General features: G+C 67.3%; 17 protein-coding genes. 2 read left to right on the forward strand and 15 right to left on the reverse strand.

Annotation, left to right across the window (positions count from 1 at the left end; genetic code table 11):
* Positions 1-30 precede the first annotated feature (30 nt).
* The 5 genes from J2Y58_RS19275 to J2Y58_RS19295 form a co-directional block, all read right to left on the reverse strand.
* Positions 31-345, reverse strand: coding sequence for a hypothetical protein (locus tag J2Y58_RS19275; protein WP_310106838.1), 315 nt, complete (start codon positions 343-345; stop codon positions 31-33).
* Between the two features lie 533 nt (positions 346-878).
* The gene (locus J2Y58_RS19280; protein WP_310106841.1) at positions 879-1,079 is read right to left on the reverse strand and encodes a CstA-like transporter-associated (seleno)protein; all 201 of its coding nucleotides are present in this window, start codon (positions 1,077-1,079) and stop codon (positions 879-881) included.
* Positions 1,063-3,177: a carbon starvation CstA family protein gene (locus J2Y58_RS19285; protein ID WP_310106844.1), complete on the reverse strand. Its 2,115-nt coding sequence runs from the start codon at positions 3,175-3,177 to the stop codon at positions 1,063-1,065. Before J2Y58_RS19285 ends, J2Y58_RS19280 begins: the two co-directional genes overlap by 17 nt.
* Before the next feature lie 223 nt (positions 3,178-3,400).
* The gene (locus J2Y58_RS19290; RefSeq protein ID WP_310106846.1) at positions 3,401-4,462 is read right to left on the reverse strand and encodes an NAD(P)-dependent alcohol dehydrogenase; all 1,062 of its coding nucleotides are present in this window, start codon (positions 4,460-4,462) and stop codon (positions 3,401-3,403) included.
* Between the two features lie 64 nt (positions 4,463-4,526).
* Positions 4,527-5,855 (reverse strand): O-antigen ligase family protein, encoded by a 1,329-nt coding sequence (locus tag J2Y58_RS19295; RefSeq protein ID WP_310106848.1) that lies wholly within the window; start codon positions 5,853-5,855, stop codon positions 4,527-4,529.
* Positions 5,856-6,020: 165 nt separating this feature from the next.
* Between J2Y58_RS19295 and J2Y58_RS19300 the strand changes: the two genes are divergently transcribed.
* Positions 6,021-8,510, forward strand: coding sequence for a TonB-dependent receptor (locus tag J2Y58_RS19300; RefSeq protein ID WP_310106851.1), 2,490 nt, complete (start codon positions 6,021-6,023; stop codon positions 8,508-8,510).
* 159 nt (positions 8,511-8,669) lie between these two features.
* A complete protein-coding gene (locus J2Y58_RS19305) occupies positions 8,670-8,879 on the forward strand; it encodes a hypothetical protein (protein ID WP_310106854.1) in 210 nt (69 codons plus the stop codon).
* A gap of 79 nt (positions 8,880-8,958) precedes the next feature.
* On the opposite strand, the gene J2Y58_RS19310 is transcribed toward J2Y58_RS19305, so the two are convergent.
* From J2Y58_RS19310 to J2Y58_RS19355, 10 genes are all read right to left on the reverse strand, one after another.
* A complete protein-coding gene (locus J2Y58_RS19310) occupies positions 8,959-9,228 on the reverse strand; it encodes a hypothetical protein (RefSeq protein ID WP_310106860.1) in 270 nt (89 codons plus the stop codon).
* Between the two features lie 45 nt (positions 9,229-9,273).
* A complete protein-coding gene (locus tag J2Y58_RS19315) occupies positions 9,274-9,417 on the reverse strand; it encodes a hypothetical protein (RefSeq protein WP_310106863.1) in 144 nt (47 codons plus the stop codon).
* Positions 9,418-9,556: 139 nt separating this feature from the next.
* Complete coding sequence (locus J2Y58_RS19320; RefSeq protein ID WP_310106865.1) at positions 9,557-12,718, reverse strand: TonB-dependent receptor domain-containing protein; 3,162 nt, start codon at positions 12,716-12,718, stop codon at positions 9,557-9,559.
* A 289-nt stretch (positions 12,719-13,007) separates the two neighbouring features.
* Complete coding sequence (locus tag J2Y58_RS19325; RefSeq protein ID WP_310106867.1) at positions 13,008-13,187, reverse strand: hypothetical protein; 180 nt, start codon at positions 13,185-13,187, stop codon at positions 13,008-13,010.
* Between the two features lie 3 nt (positions 13,188-13,190).
* Positions 13,191-14,267: a sialidase family protein gene (locus J2Y58_RS19330; RefSeq protein ID WP_310106869.1), complete on the reverse strand. Its 1,077-nt coding sequence runs from the start codon at positions 14,265-14,267 to the stop codon at positions 13,191-13,193.
* Positions 14,268-14,332: 65 nt separating this feature from the next.
* Entirely contained in the window at positions 14,333-15,865 is a 1,533-nt protein-coding gene (locus tag J2Y58_RS19335; protein ID WP_310106871.1) for a pilus assembly protein TadG-related protein, read from the reverse strand.
* Positions 15,862-16,467, reverse strand: a complete 606-nt coding sequence (locus J2Y58_RS19340) for a TadE/TadG family type IV pilus assembly protein (RefSeq protein ID WP_310106873.1) — start codon at positions 16,465-16,467, stop codon at positions 15,862-15,864. Before J2Y58_RS19340 ends, J2Y58_RS19335 begins: the two co-directional genes overlap by 4 nt.
* Entirely contained in the window at positions 16,464-16,997 is a 534-nt protein-coding gene (locus tag J2Y58_RS19345) for a pilus assembly protein (protein ID WP_310106875.1), read from the reverse strand. The genes J2Y58_RS19340 and J2Y58_RS19345 overlap by 4 nt, the downstream gene beginning before the upstream one ends.
* A 148-nt stretch (positions 16,998-17,145) precedes the next feature.
* Positions 17,146-17,511, reverse strand: a complete 366-nt coding sequence (locus tag J2Y58_RS19350; RefSeq protein WP_310106876.1) for a hypothetical protein — start codon at positions 17,509-17,511, stop codon at positions 17,146-17,148.
* Between the two features lie 54 nt (positions 17,512-17,565).
* Positions 17,566-18,323 (reverse strand): IS5 family transposase gene (locus J2Y58_RS19355; RefSeq protein WP_310106878.1). Its coding sequence is split into 2 segments (ribosomal slippage): positions 17,566-18,002 and positions 18,002-18,323, totalling 759 coding nucleotides; the frame shifts between segments, so codons are not numbered across the junction.
* Between the last annotated feature and the right edge of the window lie 263 nt (positions 18,324-18,586).

The following is an 18,586-nucleotide window of genomic DNA, read 5'->3' on the forward strand; positions in this document are numbered from 1 at the left end:
GTGCCACCCTGGCTCACCATGATCTCAACCTCACGCAGCTTGCCGATGATCTCTTCGGGCTTGTGCTTCTTGGCAGGCATTCGTCGTCCCTTCCTCGATCCAGACTGTCATAGTCCATGGACCACTCAGAAGGGGGCAGCTCATGAGCGCGAGTAGATCGCTCGGCTTGAGGTGCGGCAGCTCGCGGCGCGCGTTGACGTACTCGCCGAGCCAGTATGCGGCACGGTCGCTCTGACTCATCGGCGCCTGGGCGACCGGAAAGCGCTCGGCCGCGAGCTGCGCCAGTCGGCCGTCGTGCGCCAGCGGTGGCAGCGGGGGCGGGGAAGTGCGGTGATTGCGGCTCATGCGTGGCCTCCCGCAACCAGATCACGGCCGGCTTTGATCGACATGGGGAAGGGCAGCGCACCGCGTGCGTGCACGATGAGGTCATGGACACTACAGGACATGGAAACAGCTCCTCACGGACGTCAGACAGCTGACCGAGGTCAGCGATGGAGGAGCGGGAGCGCGCCCCTGGTCTGTCTCATGCGTCCGTCTCGTGCCGCCGCGGTGCCCGTGCCGTCGGTTTCCGGACCAGCGGTCCAGTACGATGCCTGCACCCGCAGCCATAAGCCGCGTGACAGTCACCGCGCACACAACATCTCACCTCGATGTTGCGTGTTCCAGATATGTTCATGTGGGCCGGGGGTCAAGCGCGTGCGGCATCGCCGTCTCCGTCGCTGTGTCGTTCAGGTACACGTCGCCTGAGGCTTTGACGTTACTGACCGAGCGGCTATCTGTTCGCTGTCAATTGCGCGGGAAGGGTGACGATGCACCATGCGTGTGCGTGCAGCGCCCGGGGCGAAAGCCCGACCTCAACACGTCGACATGCCGACACCTCAACAGCAGCGCGGCGGCTGGCCCTTGCCGGTGGCGTAGCGGCGTTCGATCCGGTCGCGGTGGAAGGCGGCGCGGGTCATCACCGGCTCGGCCGGATGGTGCGCCGCGCGGTGCGCGCGGTACGCGTCGTAATCGGGGATGCCGACCATCAGCCGCGCGGTCTGCGCCAGCCGCCGCGCCGCCTTACGCCACCATCGCATCACGCACCTCCCCGCCGGAATGCCCGCCGATTTCCTGCGCCGTGGGCCGATCGCTCGCCAGCGCACGCCGCGCCATCGCCACGCCGTACGCGACGATCGCCAGCACCAGCACGACGAAGAACGCGCACACCGCCGCATCCACGCGGTCGTTGAAGACGATCCGCGCCATGTCGGCGGGGGTCTTGGCGGGGGCGAGCAGCTTGCCCTCCGCCAGCGCGGTCGCGAACTTGTCGGCGTGGGCGAGGAAGCCGATCCGCGGGTCGGGGTGAAACAGCTTCTGCCACCCCGCGGTCAGCGTGCAGACCAGCAGCCAGATCGTCGGCGCGATCGTGACCCAGGCGTAGCGCTGCCGCTTCATGCGGAAGAGGACGACGGTCGCCAGCACCAGCGCGATCGCGGCGAGCATCTGGTTGGAGATGCCGAACAGCGGCCACAATGTGTTGATCCCGCCGAGCGGGTCGGTGACCCCCTGGTAGAGGAACCAGCCCCACGCGCCGACCGCCAGCGCGGTGGCGATCAGGTTGGGCGCCCATTTCTCGGTCGCGCGCATCGCCGGGATCGCGCTACCCAGCAGGTCCTGGATCATGAAGCGCGCCACGCGCGTGCCGGCATCAACGGTGGTCAGGATGAACAGCGCCTCGAACAGGATTGCGAAATGGTACCAGAAGGCCATCAGCGCCTGTCCGCCGACGACGCGGCTGAGGATGTGCGCCATGCCGACCGCCAGCGTCGGCGCGCCGCCCGCGCGGCTGAGGATCGTGCCCTCGCCGACGTCGCGCGCGATCTGGGTCAGCGCCTCGGGCTGGATCCGGAAGCCCCATTCGCCGATCGCCTTCGCGGCGCTGGCGGCGTCGGTGCCGATCAGGGCGGCGGGGGCGTTCATCGCGAAATAGACCGCCGGATCGAGCACGCACGCCGCGATCAGCGCCATGATCGCGACGAAGCTTTCGGTCAGCATCGCGCCGTAGCCGATGAAGCGCAGGTCGCCTTCGGTCGCGATCATCTTTGGCGTGGTGCCGCTGGCGATCAGCGCGTGGAAGCCCGACACCGCGCCGCACGCGATCGTGATGAAGAGGAAGGGGAACAGCGCACCCGCGAACGCCGGGCCGGTGCCGTCGACGAAGCGCGTGACCGCGGGCATGTTCAGCTCCGGCCGGACGATCAGGATGCCGAGCGCGAGACCGGCGATCACCCCGATCTTGAGGAAGGTCGACAGATAGTCGCGTGGGGCCAGCAGCAGCCACACCGGCACCACCGAGGCGATGAAGCCATAGGCCATCAGCGCCAGCGCCAGCGTCGGCCCCGTCAGCGTGAAGAGCGGCGCGAGGGCAGGGGAGGCCGCGACATGCTGCCCGCCCATGATCGCGGCCATCAGCAGCACGAAGCCGATCCCCGACATCTCGGCGATGCGGCCCGGGCGCAGGAAGCGGCCGTACAGCCCCATGAACAGCGCGATCGGGATCGTCGCGGCGACGGTGAACGTGCCCCACGGGCTGTCGGCCAGCGCCTTGACCACGACCAGCGCCAGCACCGCGAGCAGGATGACCATGATCGCGAGCACGCCGACCAGCGCGATCGTGCCGGGCACGCGCCCCATCTCGGTGCGGATCATGTCGCCCAGCGAGCGCGCATCGCGCCGGGTCGAGCAGAACAGGATCAGGAAATCCTGCACCGCGCCCGCGAAGACGACGCCCACCAGAAGCCAGAGCGTGCCGGGCAGATAGCCCATCTGCGCCGCGAGCACCGGGCCGACCAGCGGGCCGGCGCCGGCGATGGCGGCGAAATGGTGGCCGAACAGGACGTTGCGGTCGGTCGGCACGAAGTCCAGCCCGTCGGCGCGCCGCACCGCGGGGGTGGGGCGGGCGGGGTCGACCTGCGCGACATGCGCGGCGATGAACAGCGCGTAGAAGCGGTAGGCGACGAGGTACGTGCACAGCGCCGCGGTGACGATCCACAATGCGTTGACCGGCTCGCCGCGCGATAGCGCCACGACGCCGAGCGCGCCGGCCCCGACGAGCGCGACCGCGCCCCAGAGCAGCCATTCGCGCGGGCCCCGGGGGGTGAGGGGGGTCCGACCCGCCCCGATTGCCGTCGCCATCCGATCCTCTCCGCGTCGTGTCGCGGGATCATCGCATCGCGGCCACCCGCGCGCTAGTCCCTTGCGTCGGCGACACGCCGCATCGACGCCGCCTGCGGATCGGGAGCCCGCCCGCGCATCAACGGCGCAGGATCCGCTTGGAAACGCACGGATCTTGCCTATCGTAGCGCAAGCCGGCAGGCTCGACGTGTCGACAACTCGACACGTCGAGCCTGTTGCCGTCTCAAGCGTCGAGCGTCGCCATGTCGATGACGAAGCGGTATTTCACGTCGCTACGCTGCATGCGGTCGTAGCCCTGCTCGATGTCCTTCATCGCCAGCATCTCGATATCCGCCACCAGGCCGTGGTCGCGGCAGAAGTCGAGCATCTCCTGCGTCTCGGCGATGCCGCCGATCAGCGAGCCGGCGATCGCGCGGCGCTTGAAGACGAGCGCGCCGACCGAAGGGGAGGGGTGCGGTTCCTCGGGTACGCCGACCAGCGTCATCGTGCCGTCGCGCTTGAGCAGCATCAGGAACGGGTCGAGGCTGTGGCTGGCGGCGACCGTGTTCAGGATGAAGTCGAACGTGCCGACATGCGCGGCCATCGCGTCCTCGTCCTTCGACACGATCAGGTCGGTCGCGCCCAGCCGCCTGGCATCCTCGCGCTTGTTCGGCGAGGTCGAGAAGACGTAGACCTCCGCGCCCATCGCCGCGGCGATCTTGACGCCCATATGGCCGAGCCCGCCCAGCCCGACGATGCCGACCTTCTGGCCGGGGCCGACCTTCCAGCGCCTGAGCGGCGAATAGGTGGTAATGCCCGCGCACAGAAGCGGCGCGACCGCGGCGAGGTCCTTCTCGTCATGGCCGATCTTCAGGACGAAGCTCTCCTTCACGACGATCCGGTCGGAATAGCCGCCGAAGGTGTGCCCGCCCAGCACCGGGTCCGGCCCGTTGTAGGTGCCGACGAAGCCGGTGGTCTCGCAATATTGCTCCTCGCCGTCCGCGCACGACGGGCAATGGCCGCAGCTGTCGACCATGCAGCCGACGCCGACGATATCGCCGACCGCGAACTTCGTCACCTCGCCGCCGACCGCGCTGACGCGCCCGACGATCTCGTGACCCGGCACGCACGGGTAGAGCGTGCCGTCCCATTCGCCGCGCGCGGTGTGCAGGTCGGAATGGCAGACGCCGCAGAACAGGATGTCGATCGCGACGTCGTCGCTCTGCGGATCGCGCCGCTCGAAGGTGAAGGGGGCGAGCGGCGCATCGGCGGACGGCGCGGCATAGCCGTGGGCGGTGGTGGTCATGGAAACCCTCGTGGAAAACGCGAAAGATCGCAAGGCGATGCCGTAACGGCGCGCCCGCGCGCGTTCAACGATCGAGCGTGGCCGAGGTGCCGCGCGGCGCGAGGCAGATCGCCAGGCACGCGACGATCAGCATCACGAACTGCGCGAAGTGCAGCATGCCGTCGAACAGGCTCATGACCAGCAGGCAGTCGAGCATCAGCACGAAGGGCAGCAGCGCGCGCTTGGCGTGGGCCTTGCGATGGGCAGCCCATATGCCGCCAGCGAGCAGCGCCAGCGCCGGGAGGGTGGGGATTACGCCCCAGTTGAGGAGGAACTGGACGAGGGCGTTGTGCGGCTGAACGTGATAATGTCCGTCGAGCGGCACGAGCCACCAGCATGACCCCGCTCCACTGCCCAGCATCGGATACCCGCGCGATACCGCCAAGGCACTTTTCCAAAAGGTTAGCCGGCCTGACGAGAAGGTGTCGACAGACTGGTTGATAGACGGATCGAACAGGTCGGAAAAGGTGAAGGCGGGATGGCCATAGGGCTGGAGCAGGATCGCCAGTGCGGCTGCCGCCAGCAGGTACGCGAGCAGCGTCGTCAGCATGGCGTAGGACCGCGGGCGACCCGCCATGACCCACGCCACCGGCAGCACGCACAGCCAGCCGAGCAGCGCGGCGCGCGTGCCGCTCCAGAACATCATCCCGAAGGCGAGCGCGATCGCCAGGTGCAGGACGCGCTGGCGCCGCGCATCGCCCTCGGCGCGCCACGCCACCCCGGTCAGCAGCGCGAGCACCGCGCCGCACCACGATCCGAACAATCGCACCGAGATGAACCCGGGAATGGCGTTACCCCAATCGATCTCGCGCTCCCACCCGCGCAGCGCGGCGGGCAGCCAGGTGAAATGCACCGCGATCGCCAGCGCCAGCGCAGCCAGCCCGAGCGCGAAGCCGCGCCAGACCTCTGCCAGCCGCGCGACCGGCACCGTCGCGACCAGGTGCGCCAGTGCGGCGGCGAACAGCAGTTGCAGCGCCCAGCCGATCGTGAGCCCGAGCGAGAAATCGGGATGTCGGGACACGAACGCCGAGCTGATCCAGAACGTCGACAGGAACAGCGCCAGCGACGTGCGTACCCAGCGCGGCAGCGTTGCCCAGACCGCGCGCACCGTGAAGCCGCGCCGCGCCGCATGGAGGATCAGCAACAGTTCGCCGAGCAGCCAGACGTAGCCGAGCTGGCGCGTCTGCTCCAGCCACGGCGAGCGCATCGAGATCTCGTAGGTCGCATAAAGCGCCGCCGCGATCATCGGCAGCACGAACCCGCCGGCCAACCCCAGCCACATCGGCACCGCATCGTCGCGCCGCACCGATGATCGGAAAGCGGAGGGCGAGGGGAGAGCGACCGCATCGTTCATGATCGATCGCTCTACGCGGTCATGGTAAAGGAAGGCTTGCCACTTCGGGTCGCCGGTCACCTTGACGGGCGGAAGGCGCGGCGGCGAAATCGGCGGCGTCACCACGATCGGATCCGTTATTCCCAGGACCATTGCCGATCGCCGGCACCTTCGGACAGGCTGCTGATGCGGGCGCTGCTCGCGGCGGTCGCGCTGGTGCAGGCGCCGGCGCAGGACGCCCCCGGGGCGCGTACGGACGGCGACGTGGTCGTCACCGGCGAACGGCGGCGCGGGTCGGTGCTGGGGGAGGTGCCGCCGCTCGCCGTGCTGGATGCCGATGCGATCCGCGCGCTGGGCGCGGCGACGATGCAGGAGGTGCTGGCGCGCCTGAAGGGCGTCACGACCTCGGCGAGCGGCGACCCGCCGGTGCTGCTGCTGAACGGGCGGCGCGTGTCGGGATGGGAGGAGTTGCGCGGCATCCCGCCGGAGGCGATCGAACGGACGGAGGTGCTGCCGGAGACCGAGGCGGCGCGCTTCGGCTTCGCGCCGACGGTGCGGATCATGAACTTCATCACCAAGCAGCACTTTCGCGCCGTCGCTACACTGCAGCTCGCCGGCGTCACCACCGAGGGCGGCGGAAGCGGGACCGATTACAGCGAGGCGAATGCCACCCGCATCGAGGGCGACCGGCGGACGTCGTTGCTGGTCAGCTATTTCCGTCAGAACGCGATCACGCAGGCGGACCGCGGCATCCTGCCCGACCCGGTCACGCCGTTCGCGACGCTGGGCAATGTCGCAGGTCTCGCAGGCGCGAGCCTCGACACGCGGCTCGACGCGCTGGCCGGCGCGGCAGTGACGCGCGCGGCGGTGCCCGGCGATCCGACGGCGCGCACGCAACTCGGCGCGTATCTGGCGGGCGCGAACCGCTTCGCGATCACCGACACCGGGCGGTTTCGCACGCTCCAGCCGCAGAACGACCGGGTGCAGGTCGATGCGACGATCGCGCTGCCGCTGACGCAGCGGATCGGCGGATCGCTGAACCTCACGATGGAGGCGGGGCGCCATGTGGGGCTGAACGGACTGGCCGATGGCGCGCTGCGCGTGCCGGTGAACAGCGGGTGGTTGCCGTTCGACACCCCGGTGACGCTCTACCGCTATTTTCCCGAGGCGGTGCTGCGCCAGCGCTCGACCGAGCTGAAGCTGCACGGCCGGGCGACGCTGAACGGTGCGATCGGGCGCTGGAGCTGGAACGCGACCGCCGCCTACGACCGGGTGCGCAGCGCGGCGCGCGCCGAGCAGGGCGTGCCGCTGGACGACGTGCAGCGCGCGATCGACGCGGGCGGCGATCCGTTCGCGGCGCGCGATCCCGCGACGCGGCTGGCGAGCCGCAGCGTGACCCGCACCGCGACCGCCAACGTCAAGCTGGTCGCCAACGGTGCGCTGCTGCGCGTTCCGGCAGGCGCGGTGCAGATGACGGTCAACGCCGATTACGCGCGTGCCGCCAGCCGCGGCGCGCAACCCGGGGCAGGGGGGGCGGCAGGGGAGGAGGCGCTCGACCTGACGCGGACCGTGCGCGCGGTCGGCGTCAATGTCGCGGTGCCGATCGCCGCGGCGGCGCAGGGCGTGCTGCCGATGCTGGGGCAGCTCGGCGTCAACGGCACCGCGGGGATCGCCGACGTCTCCGGGGTCGGGCGGCTGGCGAGCGTCAGCTACGGCGCGAACTGGGCGCCGGTGCGCCCGCTCGAACTGGCCGCCTCGGTCGACGACACGCGCACCGCGCCCGACATCCTGGCGCTGACCGCCGCGACGCTGGTGACCCCCAACGTGCCGCTGTTCGACTTCGCAACCGGGCGCGATGCGGTGGTGACCGTGACCAGCGGCGGCAATCCCGCGCTCGCCCCGGCGCGCCGCCGCATCACGCGCGTGTCGGCGGGGCTGCACCCGTTGCGCCGGACGCAGCTCGACGTGACGCTCGCCTATGTCGCCATCGCCGAGCGCGGGCGCAGCGTGGCGCCGGGGACGACCGCGCTGCTCCAGGCGGCGTTTCCCGACCGCTTCGTGCGCGACGGAACCGGGCGGCTGGTGCAGGCCGACCTGCGCGCGGTCAACATCGCTCTCGAGGACAAGCGCAAGCTGCAGCTGAGCGCCAACCTGTCGTTGCCGCTGGGCGCATCGCCGCCCGCGGCAACGAAGGAGGCCGGGGCGCCGCGCGCAACGCTGTTCACTTCGCTGACCGGATCGTGGCGGCTGGCGGATCGCGCGCGCCCGCGGGCCGGCGGCGCGGCGATCGACCTGCTCGACGGCGGCACGCTCGACGGGCGCGGCGGGCGCGCGCGCTGGGAAGTGGAGGGTACGGTGGGCGTGTCGAAGGGGGCGGTGACGCTCAACAGCTATTGGGAAGTGCAGGGGCCGACCCGGGTGCGCGACCCGTTGCCGGCGTCCGACCTGCGCTTTTCGGGGCGGACGTGGATCGTCCTGGATGCGCGCGCCGATGTCGGGCAGCTCGTCCCGCGCGGCTGGACGCGGCAGATGACGATCAACCTGACCGTCGAGAACCTGCTGAACGACCGGATCGACGTGCGCGACGCCACCGGGGCGGTGCCCAACCGCTTCCAGCCGGCGTATCTCGATCCGGTCGGACGATCGGTGCGGCTGGGCGTGCGCAAATTGTTCTAGGGCGTGCCGGGTGTGGCGCCGATGCTGCACACGCGTCCTTAACCGTATGTCAGCAAGCATTTGTCATGAGGGAGCTACACCCGGCTCGTTCGGGGTCGCTACATCCGTGCACTCGGGATGGACGAGCCATCCGGCAAACGTGCGGAAAGGAGGTTCCTGATGACGTCACGCGGGCTTTCCGCATGGTCGGCGGTCGCGTTCGCGCTGCTGGCGATCCTGGTCGCGGTCGACCGGCCGCACTGGTTCGGGTTGCAGCCCGGCGCCGCGCACGTCGCCGCCCCGGCCGGCCCGGGGGCGCAGCAGGCCACGGCGACGCGCGACCGCTCCGCACCGTGGCTAATCCGACCGGCGCGCGCCGCGACGCGCTGACGCGCAACGCCGTTCCCTGGAGCCTGATCGAGCGAAGCTGGAGCGGGCCGGTGCCGCCTCCACGTCAGTGGATCAAGCGCTAGGGCGGCGGGGTGTCGGAGCGTTCGAGCGCGACGATCTCGAACGAATGGTCGCGCCAGCCGCGCTGGCGGGCGGCATCACCCAGCGCGACGCGCTTGCGCCTGGCCTCGGCAAGCGAGGCGGTGTGGCCCCAGAATACCTCGGTCTTGCCGTTTTCGAGCGTGGCAACGATCCGCCAGTAATGCGTGAACGGCGAGGCGGTGGGGCCGATCGTCTTCACATACCCGTCGGGCAGGCGGGCGGTCAGATAGTGGCGGCGCTTCGCCATGGCGGGGCAGGGCTAGGGGGTAGGATTAGGGCCGCGGTCGGGCGATCAATGCCCGTAGGTCTTGATGCCGCGGCGCCGCAGCTTTTCGCGACGGCGCCTGCGCATGACGACGATGCCCGTCGGCACCGCGGCGATCACCAGCACGCCGATGATCGCATAGGCGACCAGTTCGCGGGAAAGCTCGATCATACAACGGCCTGTGGCATGGTTGGCGGCGGGTGTCACGCCGGTATTGACGGACTGTCGCGCGTTATCGACCATCGCCCGGCGTCAAATGACAAAAAAAGGGGGCCGGCGAAGCCGACCCCCACTGGTCTTTACCCCCCGATCAGAAGCCAGCCACGATCCCGGCATAGAACCTGCGACCGACGTTCTCGTAAATGCCGCTGCCGAAGCCGATTCCGGTGCTGCCCAGCGGCGGCATCCGATCGGTGACGTTGTCGATACCCATGTAGAAGTTCGACTTGTCGTTGATGTTCACGCCAAACCTCAGGTTTGCGTAGAAGACATCCGGGTAGAAGGGGATGTCGTAGTCATCAAGGTTCTGCGGCGGGCGACCTTGGAACGACCGGCGGTTCTCCACTTCGCCAACCGACATCTTCGACAGGTATCGCAGTTCGATGCTGCCGAAAAGCTTGCCAAAGTCGGCTGCCAGATTCCAATTGAACGCATCACGAGGCTGGCTGAGTTCGCCCAGATAATTGTCGGCGAAGCCAGGCTGCGTCGGATCAAGGAAGCCCGCATTTTCAAGCTGGTGCGAATAAACGAAGTGTGACGTCAGCTGCGTGCCACCAAAGCGGTGAGAATAGCTGATATCCGTGTCGATCCCGCGCACGCGCAGGCGGGCGTAGTTCAGCGAGGATTGCAGCAAGCTGCCTTCGATGATGCGATAGGCCTGCTCCCCGTTCGGACCCGTCTGCCCAGCACCGACGCGCTGGAAGGTCGCGCAGAATTGATTGTCGATCGAAGGAGCGTCATAGCACTGGTCAAGTATCGACTGCGCATCGACCGCGCTGATGACGTTGTTCACCTTGATATTATAGTAATCGACCGACAGCGTCAGACCCGGAACCCAACGGGGCGTCGCGACGACGCCGTAGGTGTAAGAGTCCGAATCTTCCTCGCGCAGATCCGGATTACCGCCGCTGCGGATCTCAAGAGTCTGCTGATAGACGTAGTTGTAGCTGGTCGGAATGCCTTGTGCCGCGCAATTTGCGGCACGACGACCGGTCGTTCCGCCGCTCAGGTTGTCGAACGAGCAAGGATCGGACACACTCGCGAAGTTCTGCGACTGCGGCGAAAAGAGTTCGTTCAGGTTAGGAGCACGAACCGATCGTGCATAGTTAGCGCGGAAGCGCAGATCCTCAACGGGCTGGTAATTTACAGCGCCATTATAGGACCAAACGGTGCCGACGCCACCACGACGATAATCGGCGACACGTGCAGCGCCGGTCAACTCCAAGCTCTGGATGAGCGGCAGGTCCTTCAGTAGCGGCACACGAAGTTCGGTATAAGCCTCCTTCACCTCGAACGCCGGAGGCACGAAGTCTGCAATTGCGTTGTAGAAGGTATATCCAGACTTGACGAGTGGGTCCTGTCGGTACTCGTTGGTCTCGCGACGATATTCGCCACCGACCGCAAATCCGATCGGACCGCCAGGCAGTTCAAACAACTGGCTGAGATCACCCGCCACGAAACCGGATGCCACGAACTGCGTAATCTTGCCGACCGAGGTGGTGTTCTGCAGCAGATAGTTCCGAGCCGCCTGCGACGACGCGTTGTCACCGAACGGATTGTAGGGGACACAGGCGGCAATGTCGTTCGCCAGATTGGCAGCATTGCCTGCGATATCGGTCCCAGCGCGGGAAGCGTCGATTTGCGATCCGCAAACGATCTGTCCCGCAGCGTTGCGCTGCGCATCCATCGACAGCAGGAAGCGCTGCTGGTTCAGGTTACCGAGCACGCGAGTGCGCTCCTGGAACTCGCCGTAGTTGGCGGACAGTTCGTAGTTCCAGTCGTCGTTGAAGCTGCCGCGAATACCGCCGACGACACGATAGGTTTCGCGGGTCGAACGTTCGTTACGGACGCCCAAGTCCAGCAGGTTCTTACGAAGCGTAAAGCGCCTTCCGCCGGTGATGTCAGCCGCATTGACGCCGCTTGCGATCAGCGCGTTTGTGATGGTCGTGCGGGCCTGTGCGCTCAGGAACGGGTTATCGAGCGTGGGCCGTTCGTAGATTTCGGTTCCGCCGGTGCCAGCCGTGGCAAAGGTTGCGCCGGTAGAGAACGCAGGACCACTCGAACCGGTTCCGAACGTGTTGATACGAACGTACTTGGCTTCGATGAACGGCACCAAGGCATCCGTGATGTCGAAATGACCGATCAGGTTCGCCGAATAGCGATCCTGCTGCGGCAGCAGCTGCACGAGTTGTCCCTCACGGCGGGTGTTTCCATTTCCGCCGATGAACGATGAACCGTTGGGCGACGTCGCACTGGCGGCGGTGCCGACACGGGTGCCGGTCTGCGCTACAAGCGAGCCGTCCGGCTGGAACAGGTAGTTGCAGGTGAACGGGCGTCCGAGGCCGCTGGTCTGAAGAATAGCATCGCGACCGCAGGCGCCGGTCGGGCTGCCGAAGGCAACGAGGCCGCCGCTGTTGATGGTCGCGCTGCGAATGTCGCGGAAGAACACATTGTCCGGCTTGCCGTTGCTGTTGTTGGGCAGTCCGGTCGGATCGACATCAACAGTGAGGAAGCCGTCCGCACGGCTCAGATCCTTGCGCTGCGAAGCGAAAAAGCTGTTCTGGCGCGCATACTCAAGGTTAACGGCGATATTGCCCCGGCCCTGGGCGAAGTTCTTTCCGGCGAGCAGGCTGCCATAATAGGTACCGGCGTCGCCATGTTCGCTGATGCCGCCCTGACCGCGCAGCTGCACGCCTTCGTAGCTGTCCTTGAGCACGAAGTTGACGACGCCGGCGATCGCGTCCGAGCCGTAGATCGACGAGCTGCCGCCGGTGATCGTGTCGACACGCTCGATCAGGTCGGTCGGGAAGGTGTTGATGTCGGGCGACACCGCGTTGTTCAGAATGTCCGAGGCGACGTGGCGGCGACCATTGACCAGCACCAGCGTACGCTGCGTCCCAAGGCCGCGCAGATCGAGCAGGTTGAGGCCGGCGGTGCCGAGGAAGCGCGTCGAGTTCGACTGGCTGAACGTACTCTGGAGCTGCGGCAGGTTGTTGAGCGTGTCGCCGATCGATACGCGACCGGTAACGGCGAGCTCGGCAGCCGTGACGGTCGAGATCGGGATCGTCGAGTCGTCGTTCGGGCGGCGAATGCGCGAGCCGGTGACGACGACATCGCCTTCACCCACGCTACCGCTTGATGCTTCGGTCGCCGATGCATCGGTCTGCTGCTGCGTCTGCGCAACCGCGAACGACGGGACCAGGGCAGTCGCGCCAGCAAGCGCGGTCGCGCACAGATAAGTTGAAAGTTTCATGAATGACCCCTCTTTGATGGGCCAATCAGAACCGGCGCGCCCCCGGACCGCAATATATTATCGTGACGGAAACATGAAAACGGCGCTTTTGCCGCACCAGTGTTGCAGATTGGCAACAATTCCGCCCGTGAACAGCGATTAGAGGCACACGCCGAACGGCAACGATGAAGAAGCCTATTTCATCAGGAAGGCTTTTTATAAAAATCTTATGTCGCTCGTCATGCGCGTCGTGTAGAAATCTTGTGCCGGTATTGCTGTCTTACTACATCAACACGCCCTTGGTTGTTCGTTACCGCAGCTTGGCGATCGCAAGACCGTCCTCCTTCGCGCGCGCCTTTACCGATTCCTCGCTTCTCGTCAGGGACTTCGCGATGGCTTTCAGCGCCATGCCCTTTTTCGCGAGCTGGTGGAGCTTCTGGATCTCGTCGGGGCGCCAGGGCTGGCGGTGGCGTTCGAAGCGGTCGGTCATGATCTATCTCACCATTTTCGGATCGAGGACGACGTGGCGGATGCGCGTCCGGTTCCAGGTGTAGGTGATGTGGACGCGGCCGTCGCGCGCCTGGATCACCGCCGGATAGGCATAACCGTCCGGCAACGGGCGCGCTTCCAGCGTCAGAACGCGGCGCCAGTGCACGCCATCGTCCGAAAATACCACCCCAAGTGGCCAGCGCGGGCCGTTTCCGGGAGTGTCGGGATCATGGGCGGCGTCGTTATAGACCAGCACGTGCCGTCCGTCGCGCAACGTCACCGCATCGGTCCCGGCGTTGGGATTGGGCAACGCCAGCGCGGCGAGCGGCGACCAGCTCCGCCCGGCATCGCGCGAGCGGCTGACCGCCAGCACGCCCTGCCGCGTCCGCGCGACCAGCTCGAGCGTGCCGTCCGCCAGCGTCAGGACGCTCGGCTGGATCGCCTCCAGCCCGACCGGCGAGGCGATCTCGCCCCCCGCCGTCCAGGTGCGGCCGGCGTCGACGGAGCGTTCCATGCGCAGGAACCAGCGGTTGTGCCCGGGCGTGCCGACCTCTCGGCTCGACGGCGACAGCCAGGTGCCGTCGGCCAGCACCACCGGCTTGTTCTTGATCGGGCCGAGCACGCCGTCCGGCAACGCGCGCGGCGCGCTCCAGTGGCGGCCGCCGTCGGACGAGGTGATCTCCATGCCGCGCCATTCGCGCGGGGAGGGGCCGATTTTATAGAAAAGGTGCAGCGCACCGCCGGGCGGCTGGAACAGCACCGGGTTCCAGGTGGGGCCATGCGCGTCGCGCGCGACCGCGACCGGCGTTTCCCAGCCGCCCCCCGCCCGCGCCCGCGCGAACCAGATCGCGACATCGCGCTGCCCCTCGCCCGAGCCGCCGAACCACGCCGCCGCGATCGTCCCGTCCGCCAGCTCGACGATCGTCGAGGCATGCGCCTGCGGATAGGGCGGGGCGGGGTCGATGAATTCCGATCGCACGATCGCGGCGCGCGGTGTGGAACGCGGCGCGGCCGCCGCGGTCAGGAACAGCGCGGCGCCGGCGACGAGCAGGCGGCGGGACGGGCGCGGGAGGCGGACCATCGCCCCCCTTATCGCGCCGCCCGCGCGCCCGCGAGCGCGATCGGCGGTGCGCCGGGCCGCGCGCGTCAGCGCGTCAGGCGGGCGGTGACCATCGCCTTGGCGAACAGCGCCTGCAGCGCCGTCGACATGCTCTGGTCGGTCTTGACCGTGTAGAGCAGCCCCGGCGAGGCGCATTTCGTCAATTGCGGCGCGATGTTCGGGATCGCCTTCAGCGCCAGCCCGCGCTGGTACGGTTCGTCGTCGGCGACGGATTCGGGCGTATATTCCGTATAGAGGATCGCCAGCCGGATGCCGCGCGCCTTGATCGCATTGCATTGCGCGACCTGCTCGTCGCGCATCGCGGTGCGGGTGCGGCCATAGCCGATATTTTCGTCGCTCATGCCGTCGGTGACGATGAACAGCATCGCCTGCGGCGTGTCGCCGGGCTGGTCCGAGCCTTGCCCGCTCTTGGCCGGCATGATGCTGCCCATCTGCGTCAGCACCGATTGGAAGCTGGTGAACAACCATTCGGTGCCGGCCTCGGCATTGGGCGGCCGCCCACCGCCGGCTCGGTCGTTGACCGCGACGAGATCGATCCCGCTCGCCGCGGACGACACCGTCGAGAGGTTAGCGGCGGCGGTTGGACCGGGCATGGCCACCAATGTCTTGAAATTCGACTTGTGGTCGAAGGTGTGCAGCGACGCATGGTAGCGACGTTTGTTCTGGTCGGAATATTGCTGCGCCAGCGTCATCAGGTCCTGGATCGCGGAACGTTCGTCGGTGACGCGCATCCGCACGCCCTTGTTCTTGGCGTACCAATAACTGTCGACATAGCTGCCGTCGCGGTTATAGACACAGGCGTCACGGCCGCCCTGATTGCACCTAGCAGCGACATTCTGCGTCTTGTTGTAATAGATGTACGATCCGTCCGCGTCGATGAAAATGACGTATTCGCCGTTGATTTGTGTATAGCCGTTATACTTTTTGTTGATCGCGAACCTCGCAGTGTCGACGATCAGGTCCGGAAAGCTGCTGGTGTTGATTTCGATCCTGTTGCTGTGGCACGCGAAGGTGCAGCCCAGCGCCTGATCCATCGTCGCCATGCCGGCGCTGGTCGTCGCCAGCCCCATCGAAGGCGAAGTATCGAGCGCCAGGTAGAAGTCGACGTTCGGCGCCGCGGTCGCGACCGCGGTGGATGCGCCGCCGACCCCGATGCTGCGCAGGTTCAGGATGCCCGCAAAGGCATTGCGCGAGTCCGCGGTGTAGCTCACCGCCACCGCCCGCGACGTCGCGCCTTCGGGATGGGTGATGGTGACGGTGACCTTCGGCGTCGCGACCAGCCCCTCGAGCCCGGCGGCCTGGCCGTTGAACATCGCGGTCGCCGCCGCGCCGACCTGCGTATCGTCGACGATGTTCATCATCGGCTGCGACACCGCGCCCAGCGCCGCGGCGTCGGCGATCGCGTTCAGCTTGGTGCGCAGCCGCACCGCGCGCGCATAGTCGATCCCCATCCCGACGGCGAACGTCATGGGGACAAGCGAGACGGCGAACAGCATCAGCACGCCGCCGCGCCGCTCGGCCGCCAGCCGCCGCAACAGATCGCATACCCTACGGATCACGTGACGCCGCCCTTTCCGACGCATTGCGGCGCCGTGGGCGTCCCGCGATTGAGGCAGACCGCCGGCGATCGCCGCGGACTCATGAACAGGCGGTCGCCCATCTGGATCGGCGACACGAACCCACCGCCGACCGCCGGCACGTACCGGTAGGACAGCGAGCTGTAGAGCAGGCTGGTGTTGGCCACCTTCAGCGCGGCCGGAATCCCGAGGCTGTCCACGGTGACGCCCGCATAGCTGGTGCCGCACGACGACGTCGTCGTCTGCGCACAGACCCATGTGATGCTCGGCCTGGCCTGCGCGTCGAAGTCGATCGCGACGACGTACAGCGTCGATCCGGCGGTCGAATACGGCGTCATGATCTGCCGCGCCCCGGCCAGGATCCCGGCCATCTCCGACGGTGTGACCTGCTCGCTCTGCGTCGACAGATCGGCGAGCGCGCGCACCGTGGTCGTCACCTTGCGGTAGGCGCCGATCGCATCCGTCAGCTGAAAGCCGCCGAGGTACAGCAGCAGCAGCACCGGCAGGATGATCGCGAACTCGGTCGCGGCGACCGCGCGCCGCTCGCGCGCCAGCCGCGCGGCCAGGGCGATGCGCGCGATCATGAGGCGTACGGCTCGCTCTTGAAGACCGAGGTCGACACCAGCAGCCGCTGACCGCCGCGCTCGGTCGCCAGATTGAACCCCAGCGGTCCGCCGACCACCGGCAACAGGTACATGACGCGCATCACCACGACGCTGCCCGGGCCGCCGGGCGCAAACTGCCATGCGTTGGTGACCCTGTCCTTCGTGTCGTACGTCAGCGTGGGCGCGGTCGTGCCGACCGACGAAAACTCCGTGGCCGACTGCACGTCGATCATCAGGTTGGCGCACGACATGAAGGCAGGCAGGTTCTTGCACGCCAGCGCCTTGAAGTCGCTCTGGCTCATGCCCGCCTTCTGCACGGCGCCGGTGACCAGCTGGCGCCCGGTGTCCTCGGCGGTGGTGTCGAGGCATTGCTGCGCGAAGAAGGCGATGCTGGTCTGGAGCGTCGCGATCAGCAGCGCGAAGAACGGCATCGCGACGATGGCGAACTCGATCAGCGTGGCACCGCGCCGGTCGCGCCTCAGTTCCAGCGTTCGGATCGCGAACCTCATCGTGCCTTCCCATCGTCACGAGGACGTCGTTACGAGCGTCGCCCATTATCCGATCGCGATTAACGGACCGTAAAAAGACCCTTTTTCCCGGTCCGTCCGAAAGCGCGCGCGCAAGCGGACGTCGCGCCCGTGCGCCGACAAGTGCGGGTCAGGCCGCCGCGGAAAGCCAGCGCTCCGCATCGGCGGGGTCGAGGAAGGTGCGGCAATTGGGGCCGACGAGGTAGCGTTCGGTCTGGAGCTTGGCGAGCGGGCCTGCGACGATCGCGGCGATCGGGCGCGAGGTGACCTTGAGCGCGCGCGGCATCATCGCGGCGAGCGCCTCGACGACGGCGGTCGGCTGGATCGCGGCGGCGCGCAGGTCGGCAAGCACCGTGAACGCGCCGTGGCGCAGCCGTGCCGCGGTGCCGCGCGCGAGCAGCTCGGCCGCGAACGCCGCGGTGACAGCGGGCGTCCAGAAGCCGTGCGTCACGATCGTCAGCCGGTGCGCGGCGGGGTCGTGATGGATCGTGTACATGGAACCGCCGGCTTTCTCGTCAAAGCGGCTTTCCTTAGGGTCAGGACTCGTTGATCACAGCCAGAAGATGACGGTGGCAGCGAGGGCGACGGCGGAGAAGAAGACGGTTGGGCAGCGATCGTAGCGGGTTGCGACGCGTCGCCAGTCTTTGAGGCGGCCGAACATGATCTCGATGCGGCTGCGACGCCGGTAGCGGCGCTTGTCATACCTGACAGGCTCGTTGCGGGACCGCCGACCCGGGATGCACGGCTGGATGCCCTTCGCCTGGAGCGCATCTCTGAACCAGTCGGCGTCGTAGCCGCGGTCGCCGAGCAGCCATTGCGCCTTGGGTATGTCGTCGAGCAGCGCTGCCGCGCCGGTGTAGTCGCTGACCTGACCCGCCGTCATGAAGAAGCTCAACGGGCGGCCGTTCGCATCTGCGATGGCATGGAGCTTGGTGTTCATGCCGCCTTTGGTGCGACCAATCAGACGGGCAAGGCCCCCTTTTTTACTCGCAGGCTTGATGCCGTGCGGTGCGCCTTGAGGTAGGTCGCGTCGATCATCACTGTCTTCGGCTCAGCATCCGCCGTTGCCAAGCCTTCCATCATTCGCGTGAACACGCCTGCCTCTCCCCAGCGCTTCCACCGGTTATAGAGCGTCTTGGGCGGGCCGTAGGCGGCTGGCGCATCGCGCCAGCGCAGCCCGTTGCGGTTGACGAACACGATGCCGCTCAACACCCTGCGGTCATCGACGCGCGGCTTGCCGTGGCTCTTGGGAAAGAACGGACGCAGCCGATCCATCTGCTCGTCGGTCAGCCAAAACAGGTCGCTCATCACCAGTCTCCTCACGGAGCCTGAATCAGATCGTTGCCCTCACATCAATGGGTCCTGACCCTAAGCAGCGCAGCGCTGCCCCCGCTAAGGCGGTGACCTCTCGGCTCGTTCACCTCAGACCCGCTGCGTCAGCAGCGGGCTCGGTCACGCTGGATGGATGTCTGAAGATGGTGGAGGCTGTGTGAGAACGTCCCGGTGCTGCGACGTAGCGGGACGGATGCGAGGGGCGCTCAGTCCTGCATCGCTGCAACCAGCGCTGGCAC

It is taken from the genome of Sphingomonas sp. BE138 (assembly GCF_031456125.1).
Taxonomy (GTDB): domain Bacteria; phylum Pseudomonadota; class Alphaproteobacteria; order Sphingomonadales; family Sphingomonadaceae; genus Sphingomonas.

Excerpts from the sequence above, each read along its gene's own strand:
- J2Y58_RS19275 (WP_310106838.1), bottom strand. The coding sequence starts at position 345 with ATGAGCCGCAATCACCGCACTTCCCCGCCCCCGCTGCCACCGCTGGCG.
- J2Y58_RS19280 (WP_310106841.1), bottom strand. The coding sequence starts at position 1,079 with ATGCGATGGTGGCGTAAGGCGGCGCGGCGGCTGGCGCAGACCGCGCGG.
- J2Y58_RS19285 (WP_310106844.1), bottom strand. The coding sequence starts at position 3,177 with ATGGCGACGGCAATCGGGGCGGGTCGGACCCCCCTCACCCCCCGGGGC.
- J2Y58_RS19290 (WP_310106846.1), bottom strand. The coding sequence starts at position 4,462 with ATGACCACCACCGCCCACGGCTATGCCGCGCCGTCCGCCGATGCGCCG.
- J2Y58_RS19295 (WP_310106848.1), bottom strand. The coding sequence starts at position 5,855 with ATGAACGATGCGGTCGCTCTCCCCTCGCCCTCCGCTTTCCGATCATCG.
- J2Y58_RS19300 (WP_310106851.1), top strand. The coding sequence starts at position 6,021 with ATGCGGGCGCTGCTCGCGGCGGTCGCGCTGGTGCAGGCGCCGGCGCAG.
- J2Y58_RS19305 (WP_310106854.1), top strand. The coding sequence starts at position 8,670 with ATGACGTCACGCGGGCTTTCCGCATGGTCGGCGGTCGCGTTCGCGCTG.
- J2Y58_RS19310 (WP_310106860.1), bottom strand. The coding sequence starts at position 9,228 with ATGGCGAAGCGCCGCCACTATCTGACCGCCCGCCTGCCCGACGGGTAT.
- J2Y58_RS19315 (WP_310106863.1), bottom strand. The coding sequence starts at position 9,417 with ATGATCGAGCTTTCCCGCGAACTGGTCGCCTATGCGATCATCGGCGTG.
- J2Y58_RS19320 (WP_310106865.1), bottom strand. The coding sequence starts at position 12,718 with ATGAAACTTTCAACTTATCTGTGCGCGACCGCGCTTGCTGGCGCGACT.
- J2Y58_RS19325 (WP_310106867.1), bottom strand. The coding sequence starts at position 13,187 with ATGACCGACCGCTTCGAACGCCACCGCCAGCCCTGGCGCCCCGACGAG.
- J2Y58_RS19330 (WP_310106869.1), bottom strand. The coding sequence starts at position 14,267 with ATGGTCCGCCTCCCGCGCCCGTCCCGCCGCCTGCTCGTCGCCGGCGCC.
- J2Y58_RS19340 (WP_310106873.1), bottom strand. The coding sequence starts at position 16,467 with ATGATCGCGCGCATCGCCCTGGCCGCGCGGCTGGCGCGCGAGCGGCGC.
- J2Y58_RS19345 (WP_310106875.1), bottom strand. The coding sequence starts at position 16,997 with ATGAGGTTCGCGATCCGAACGCTGGAACTGAGGCGCGACCGGCGCGGT.
- J2Y58_RS19350 (WP_310106876.1), bottom strand. The coding sequence starts at position 17,511 with ATGTACACGATCCATCACGACCCCGCCGCGCACCGGCTGACGATCGTG.